Origin of the sequence: Nibrella viscosa (assembly GCF_039541875.1) — a bacterium.
GTDB lineage: Bacteria > Bacteroidota > Bacteroidia > Cytophagales > Spirosomataceae > Nibrella > Nibrella viscosa.
The window spans coordinates 205371-211802 of record NZ_BAABHB010000013.1 but is presented as its reverse complement, the minus strand read 5'-3'; the positions used below and the strand labels follow the sequence as shown (position 1 = coordinate 211802).

The 6432-nt window shown below is 54.3% G+C and carries 3 protein-coding genes; all 3 read left to right on the top strand.

What is annotated here, in order from left to right; genetic code table 11:
• Positions 1-447 precede the first annotated feature (447 nt).
• Genes ABD931_RS23970 through ABD931_RS23960 form a run of 3 tightly spaced genes read left to right on the top strand, consistent with a single transcriptional unit; the run spans position 448 to position 6331 of the window.
• Positions 448-1353, top strand: a complete 906-nt coding sequence (locus ABD931_RS23970; RefSeq protein ID WP_345270551.1) for a sugar phosphate isomerase/epimerase family protein — start codon at positions 448-450, stop codon at positions 1351-1353.
• A 60-nt stretch (positions 1354-1413) separates the two neighbouring features.
• A complete protein-coding gene (locus ABD931_RS23965) occupies positions 1414-2559 on the top strand; it encodes a Gfo/Idh/MocA family oxidoreductase (protein WP_345270550.1) in 1146 nt (381 codons plus the stop codon).
• On the top strand, positions 2552-6331 hold the full coding sequence (locus ABD931_RS23960) for a PVC-type heme-binding CxxCH protein (RefSeq protein ID WP_345270549.1): 3780 nt from the start codon (positions 2552-2554) through the stop codon (positions 6329-6331). The genes ABD931_RS23965 and ABD931_RS23960 overlap by 8 nt, the downstream gene beginning before the upstream one ends.
• The last annotated feature ends 101 nt before the right edge of the window (positions 6332-6432 follow it).

Sequence of the window (6432 nt, the reverse complement as noted above, 5' to 3'; positions counted from 1 at the left end):
AAGCTTTTTTTGACATAGGGAAGGCAGCCTGTGGGGCTGCCCGGTTTGTCTTGCTCCGATAGAAGTATAACGATAGACATGGGCGTTTTCTTCCCTGAAAGTATGGAAAAATCAGTAGTTTTGGGGAGGCAGGCTCCAAAGCTGTTTCTTTGCACTTTTCTAAGTCTATACTTATGCCTTCATAGGAGGAAGCAAGCTTTTTGGGTCCTAATCAGATATAAATTTGTTTGACTAGCCAATAGTCTCTGAATAGATACGTAGTAGTCAAGCAGAGTATCCCTTATATACAGTTCAAATTATACTTCATCTTCTATTTTGACTGTACTTTATACTTAAAAAGACAGCTTTACTTTATAAGATGTCAAAATAGTATCAACATTAGCCATCATAGGCTAAGCAGCAGATAAATAGAATCCCTAGCTTTGTTCAACTTCTTTGAGATAAAATATGAATAAACTAGGCATTAACCTGTTTCTGTGGACAACAACCATGAACGAAGACCTGCTGGATACGCTGGCGTTTGTGAAACAGACAGGTTATGATTTTGTGGAAGTACCCATAGCCGACACTGATGTTTCTAAGTGGTCACGGATTGGTGAGCAACTTGATGCCCTGGGGCTGGACCGGGTAGCCTGTTCGATTTGCGGACCAGAGTTTAGTCTCATCAGCCCTGAACCGGCCGTGCGAAAGGCTGCGGTAGAGCGGCTGAAAAGCGTAATTGATTGCGCCCAGGCTCTGGGTGCCCGGTTGCTGACGGGCCCGTATCACTCCGGCTTTAAGACGTTCACAGGACAGCCGGCGACGCTGCAGGAATGGAACTGGTCGGTAGAAGGGATGCGGGAAGTGGCGGAGTATGCCCAGAGCCGGGATATTGTACTCAGTCTGGAATACCTGAATCGCTTTGAAAGTTACCTGATTACCTGCGCCGACGAACTGATTCGGTATGTGGAGGACGTGAATCATTCCCATTGCCGGCTGATGTACGATACCTTCCACGCTCATATTGAGGAGAAAAACTCTGCCGAAGCCTTACGGAAATGTGCGCCATACCTGACGCATGTGCAGATTTCGGAAAACGACCGCTCTACCCCCGGACAGGGCCAGGTTGATTTTGACGCCATATTCAGTGTATTAAACGACATCGATTATACCGGAACAATCAGCATTGAAGCCTTTGGCCTGACGCCTACGGATCTGGCATCGGCCGCTCATATTGTACGGAAGATGTTTAGCTCACCGGAGCAACTCGCCGTGGATGGCCTGGCCATGCTACAGGCGAAACTGACGGAGCCGTCGCCCCTGGCAGAGACCATTGCCCTGAATGGTCATGCCGGCAACGGCAAAGCGATATGAGGCTTTATACTGACTATTGACTCCCTTTACCCTTAAAGAAAATTTAGCTACCAACCCATTATGAAACCTGTCAACATTGCTATCGTCGGCCTGGGCTTCGGTGCCGAATTCATCCCCATCTACCAGCGCCATCCGAATGCCAACATGTACGCCATCTGTCAGCGTAACCCTGAAAAGCTGAACGCCATTGGTGACGCCTTTAACGTGGAGACACGCTACTCCAACTACGAGGAGTTGCTGGCCGACCCGAACGTGGATGCGGTGCATATTAACTCCCCGATTCACAACCATGCTGAGCAGAGCCTGAAAGCGATCCGGGCGGGTAAGCATGTGGCCTGTACGGTTCCGATGGCAACTACGGTGGAGGAGTGTAAGGAAATTGTACGCGCCTGCCGCGAAACCGGCAAGAAATACATGATGATGGAGACCGTGGTGTATGCCCGCGAGTTTCTGTTTGTAAAGGAATTGTATGAGAAAGGTGAACTGGGCAAAGTGCAGTTTCTGAAAGCCAGTCACCAGCAGGACATGGACGGCTGGCCGGATTACTGGCCCGGCTTGCCGCCGATGCACTACGCGACCCACTGCGTAGGGCCGGTAGCGGGTCTGCTGAAGCTGGAAGCCGAATACGTATCGTGCTTCGGCTCGGGCACCATCCGGGAAGAACTGATCCAGCACTATAACTCGCCGTTTGCGGTAGAGTCGGCACACATCAAGTTTAAGGAAAGCGATTTGTCGGCGTATGTGTACCGCTCACTGTTCGACACGGCGCGGCAGTACCGGGAGAGCTTTGAGGTGTACGGTTCGAAGAAGTCGTTTGAATGGCCGCTCATTGAAGGGGAAGACCCGGTAATCCACACGGCCAAGAAGCCGGAGCATGAGATTCCGGAGCGGGTGAAGGTACCGGATTACGCGCATTACCTGCCGAAAGAGATTCAGAATTTTACCACGCAGGGCGTTTACGACCTGGCCGAGAACTCGCACCTGTCTTTTGTGCAGGGCAGCGGCCACGGCGGCTCACACCCGCACCTGGCGCATGAATTTATTATGGCTATTATCGAAGATCGTGACCCGTTCCCTAATGTGTGGCAGTCGGCCAACTGGACCAGCGTGGGTATTCTGGCGCACGAGTCGGCAATGCAGGGTGGTAAGCTGATGAATGTGCCTGATTTCAAATCTATTTTCGAAACCGCAGCGATTTATGAATAACTGGAAAACCCTACTTTGTTTACTGAGCCTGACCGCGCTGCTGACCCAGTGTGCGCGTCAGGGGGGCTCTCAGCAGGCAAGCCTGTCCGGACGAACGGCCAAAGCAGACCAGCCCAGGCGTGTAGAGATTCTGTTTCTCGGCGACCGGGGGCATCACCGCCCTATCGACTTTATCCCGACTTTAATGGCTGGTTTGGGTAATAAAGGTATCAATTTTACCTATACCGAAAACCTGAACGACCTCAACGCCGAGAACCTCAGCAAGTACGATGGCCTGATGATTTTTGCCAACTGGGACAGCATCCCACCGGCTCCGGAGCGGGCGTTGCTCGACTTCGTGGCATCGGGTAAAGGGCTGATTCCGGTACACTGTGCGTCGTACTGTTTCCGCAACTCCGCCGAATACGTTAAGATGGTGGGCGGACAGTTCTGGCGGCACCGGATGGATACTATTCAGACAACGTTTACGCAGCCGAATCACCCGGCTGTCATGGGTTTGCAGCCATTTAAATCATACGATGAAACGTATCTGCACAGTAAGCTTCAGGCCGACAATAACGTGCTGGCCGTTCGGGAGATCAAAGCCGATCAGGCAAAAGATAAGCCGGGCGAGAAAACGGAGCCGTACACCTGGACACGTACCTACGGCAAAGGCCGGGTATTCTATACGGCCTACGGTCACGACGAACGTACCTGGGAAAAACCAGGTTTTCAGGAGTTGCTGGAGCGGGGAATACTCTGGGCCGTTGGCGACAAGGTAAAGAAGCTGCACGATGACCTGAAGCCGCAGCCGTTTGCGTATAAAGAAGCCAATCTGCCGAACTACGAGAAGCGCCCCGGTCCGCAACTGCAGCAACTGGCCCTCTCTCCCCAAGAGTCGATGAAGCATATTCAGGTGCCGGTGGATTTTACGCTGGACCTGTATGCCTCGGAACCGAACGTGATGCACCCCATTGCCATGACCTGGGACGAACGCGGCCGGTTATATATACTGATCACCAAAGATTACCCGAACGAGCGTAAAGAAAACGGCGGCAGCGATTATATCCTGTTGTGTGAGGATACAAACAAAGACGGCAAGGCCGACAAGTTTACCCGGTACGCCGAAGGGCTGAGTATCCCGACCGGCATGGTTGCCTACAACGGCGGTCTGATCGTGTCGCAGGCTCCGCATATGCTGTACCTGAAGGATACCAACGGCGACGAAAAGGCCGACGAAAAGAAGATTCTGTTTACGGGCTTCGGCACGTTTGATACTCACGCCGGTCCGTCGAACCTCCACTACGGCTTCGACAACTGGATCTGGGGCAGCGTGGGGTACTCCGGGTTCAAAGGGAAGATAGGTGCCGATTCGGTGAAGTTCAGCCAGGGTTTCTTCCGGTTTAAGCCGGACGGTTCGCAACTTGAATACGTAACCAGCACCTCCAACAACACCTGGGGTATGGCCTTCAATGAAATGGGCGATGTGTTCGGCTCAACGGCCAACAACTCGCACGGCTGGTATATGACCATTCCGCACCGCTACTACATTTCGACGCCTGGTTTCGACAACGGTAGCCGCAGCACTGATACGCACAAGGATATGAAGCCAATTACCACCAAAGTTCGTCAGGTCGATGTATTTGGTGGCTTTACGGCGGCAGCGGGTCACAACTTCTATACTGCCCGCGCCTTCCCGAAGGCGTACTGGAACAAAGTTGCTTTTGTGTGTGAGCCGACCGGCCATATTGTTCACCAGAACATCATGGAGAAGCAGGGTACCAACTACGAGGACAAGGACGGCTTTAACCTGCTGGCCGGTGCCGATGAGTGGGTATCGCCGGTATTTGCCGAGGTAGGCCCGGACGGTGCCGTCTGGATTGCCGACTGGTACAGCTTCATTATCCAGCATAACCCAACGCCAAAGGGCGCTCAGAACGGTTCGGGTAACGCATACCAGACGGACCTGCGCGATTATACCCACGGCCGTATCTACCGGGTAGGGTATAAACATGCGCCGGCGTACACGCCACTGTCATTGAGCAAAGATCGTCCGCAGGAGTTGGTGGCTGCGCTGAAGAACAATAACATGTTCTGGCGGCAGGCGGCTCAGCGGTTGCTGGTAGAACGTGGTCAGAAAGATGTGGTTCCGCAGTTGATTGCGCTGGTGAATGATCAGTCGCTGGACGAAATCGGCATTAACCCGGCGGCCATTCATGCGCTGTGGACGCTGGACGGTCTGGGTGTGCTGAAAGAGGGTGGACCAGCCTTGCAGGCAGCCATATCAGCGTTGAAGCATCCGTGTCCGGGCGTACGCAAAACAGCCGTGCAGGTGCTGCCACGCAATGAGGCTACCGTTGCCGCTATTCTGCAGGCAAACACCCTGACCGATCAGGAGCCGGTTGTTGTGCTGAACTCGCTGCTGGCCCTGTCGGAAATGCCTTTGACATCAGCCGCCGAAAAGGCGATTCTGGCCCGTTTTGAAAACGCAAAGGAAGTGACGGACCGCTGGATGCCCGAAGCCTTTGCGGTGGTGCTGAACAGCCACGGTGGCAAGCTGCGCCGGGAGTACCTGGCTCAGACGCTGAAAAAAGCTGGCGCATCGACGGGTAACAACATGGCGTCGCACGATCATTCGGCCATGCAGCACGGCGCCAACGGCGCAGCCACGGCGTCTGCGTCAACGGCGATTACGCCAAAAGGCGACAAGGCCGATCTGGTGATTACCAATGTACGGGTAGAACCGGCAAACCCTGCCCTGCGCGAAACGGTGCGGTTCATCTACGAGGTGCAGAACCAGGGTGGCGTCGCCGTTCCGGCGGGAACCATTATACCGCTGAACATCCGGATTCAGGGCGAGGGCCGCACGATCAACCTGACCAGTCAGGTATTCAACAAGGGCATTGCCCCTGGCGAAACGGTAACGATTGAGCAGGGCAACAACGGTCCCTGGATCGGCAACATCAGCTTCAACTCCGATCAGCCGGGCACCTACAACGTGGTTACGGTCATCGACCGCGACAATACCATTACCGAAACGAACGAGTCCAACAACAGCCGCATGGTGAAGGTAACCTACCAGGCTCCGCAGAACCTGACGGCTTATGCCCTGGAACGCGCCATTCGCAGCTACGTATCGACCATGCCGGTCGACTCAGCCATAGCCATGCTAAAGCTCTCGCAGAAGCTGGACAGAGCCTATAGCCAGGCGTTGGTGAAAGGGGTGATCGACGGCTGGGCTCCGCGCCGGCGGGCAACGGTACAGGATGCCGACAAAGGGTTCCTGGCCAGCCTGACCAACACGGTACCGGACGATACCCGCGAGCGCCTGAGCCGCGTGATGCAGGCCTGGGGCGTGCAGGCCACCGAAGCCGCTGACCCGAATACCGAGGTGGTCCGGATCAAAGCCGTACGCGAAGCCATGCAGTTTGACAGAAAAGAGTTTACGGTAACCGCCGGCAAAACGGTAGAGATCATCTTCGAGAACCCCGACGCCATGCAGCATAACATTGTTATCGGTAAGCCAAAGACGATGGAAATCATTGGGGCAGCCGCCGACAAGATGATTACGGCAAAAGACGGAGCCGAGAAGAACTACGTACCGTCGATTCCGCAGATCATTGCGGCTACTCCGCTGGTAAATCCGGACCAGTCCTACCGGCTGAAGTTTACGGCTCCCGTGCAGCCGGGCGACTACCCGTATGTGTGTACGTTCCCCGGCCACTGGCGCATCATGAACGGGGTTATGAAGGTCACAGCCTCGCCAACGGCAAATAACGCCACGGCTAAGTAAGTAGCTCCTAGTGGAGCAGACGTTCTGCAACTTCCGGGAGGGATAGTGTAACGCACCCATTTAAGGGATCGCTATCCCTCCTTTACCCCTTCTGCCTGCAT